Raw genomic sequence first — 2,011 nt, forward strand, 5'->3', positions numbered from 1 at the left:
GCTAAAAAGAAAAAGGAAAGGTTAATGGCACCGTCTGCACTGCTGGAAGCCTTGAGAACAATAGTGCCGCCATCGACCTTTAATTCGTTCGGAATAGTCAGGTCATCGACGTTAACCGCCGTGTAATCATTGTTCTGTCCATAGTTGCTGACACCGCTGGCAGCCGCTGCATTGCCGGCAATGATGATAGCCTTTTCGTCGACATCAATGGTGTTGGCGAAGATGTCCACGCCTGAAGCTGTGTTGATCTTACCCTGGATTCTAACCAGACCAGTGGAAGAGACACTGAAACTGTTACTGAGGAGATCACTGACCTCACTGTCCACCGGCTCGCCACCGGACAGTAGAGCAGTGATATCGCTGCTATCTGGTGTTTTTATAGAAAGCTTGCCGACATTGACGACACCCGTCTCACCCACGATAAAACCGGCTGAGCTGGCGAATACTACATTGCCCCCCAGGGAGCCGTTCTTGTAGCTGTTCAGAATACCGTGCACTTCCGGCGCATCAGAGCCCCTGACGATATTGACCAGATTACTAGCATCGGCAGGCACTTCGAGGTTGGCGGTATGAGAGGTACCGACCACAAACTTGTCAAAGACGTTAATAGCAGAAGCATTGGAGCGCTTTCCGGAAGTGATGGTATGGACATTACCGGCACTGGACACCGAGGTAATTCCATCAACAGCACGAATGTCGTTATCCACTGCCAGTGCCGGCGCAGAAAACAGAGCACCGGTCACTACCGGCCAGGGAACCTTGTTAAATTTCGCCCTGTTAGCCAGGCCAATAGAGGTCGACAACAGCGAGCGATTAAAGCATGTCATAGAATCCCTTTCCTTTTTCTTTTTAGCCCTGACGCTTGTCCTTCTGGCGCCCCAGACGAAGAACAGGGGGCAAGCCCCCGTCTGTTTTAACTCTTGATGATGGCAGTAGTGTTATTGCTGCTTTCTCAGCAACCGCCTGAGAGCACCCAGAGAATGCAGGTGCGCATAACTCCAGGCCAGCCAACCAGCCTTGAACCAGTCGTTTATTTTTTCTTCCTGCAATTCGGCCAGCTTTTTCTCATCAATGACGTACAGCCCTTCCAGCCTCAGAGGATTATCCTTATCGGCCATGACCTGAAGATTAAAGGGCGAGAACAACTCCAGCTCACTGCATTCATCACAATAGGCTCGTGTGTTTTTGTACTGCTGGTCATAGTTGTTCAAAAACTGGATGATGTTGTTCAGGGTTTCAGAGTTCTCGCCTTCATCATTAAAGAGTGCCTCGCCCTCTTCACCGCCACTTTGAGCGGATTCCTTGTCAAAACACACCGTTCCCTCATCGGTGAGAGCAAAAGGGTAACGTCTGACAAAGGCCGGAACATAACTGTCCTCCCAGCGCCCTTCGCCATCGAGCTGTTTATGGCCAGCATCCATGAGTGAGAGCAGCGCCAGAGGAAAAAAACGCCCTTCATCATCCTTACTGAAAAGTACAGGCATATCACGACTGGCTTCAAAAAACTCAATGCCGGTCAGTGGTACAGAATTTACGCTATCCGTAAATGAATAGTCACCGGAAGATTGATATCTGAGTGCCTTGTGAAGATCACGGTTGAGTGGTGCAGGGTCTTTATAGAAAAGTAATGCTGCCATGCTTGAAATCCATTCTCGTATAATTCTTGTTTAATCTCTTTGGCAAGAGCATTGTCGCACAGTTCACGCGCTCTACTCAAACCAAAATACTGACACAAGGTCGAAAATACGACTGCAATTCCGATAAAGACGATGAAAGCTGGATGGGATCAATAATCGCAATAAACAGCTTGCTATCGCAAAAATCATAACAAACTAAGTGTCCACAGCCGACGAACACAGCGAGACACGCGTTGATAATAAGAAATCAAACCTGAATTAATCTGGCTGCTTCGGGCTCGAGTCACGGGATCTACTGCTACAACGGCAAGAATTGGAAACAGGGGAAAAATAGCTAAACTTGAGGATTAGTTAAATATATGGACGCCCTATTT

At 48.3% G+C, this 2,011-nt stretch carries 2 protein-coding genes; both read right to left on the minus strand.

What is annotated here, in order from left to right; all coding sequences use genetic code 11:
• Nucleotides 1–827 (minus strand): leukotoxin LktA family filamentous adhesin (locus KDK19_RS19175; protein WP_257292643.1); only part of this gene is annotated, 827 nt, incomplete at its 3' end.
• A 111-nt stretch (nt 828–938) separates the two neighbouring features.
• Nucleotides 939–1,637, minus strand: coding sequence for a SapC family protein (locus KDK19_RS19180; protein ID WP_257292644.1), 699 nt, complete (start codon nt 1,635–1,637; stop codon nt 939–941).
• Nucleotides 1,638–2,011: the final 374 nt, after the last annotated feature.

The sequence above is a fragment of the Endozoicomonas sp. ONNA1 genome (genome assembly GCF_024606325.1).
GTDB lineage: Bacteria > Pseudomonadota > Gammaproteobacteria > Pseudomonadales > Endozoicomonadaceae > Endozoicomonas_A.

Coding starts and splice junctions, on each gene's coding strand:
- KDK19_RS19180 (WP_257292644.1), bottom strand. CDS start 1,637: ATGGCAGCATTACTTTTCTATAAAGACCCTGCACCACTCAACCGTGAT.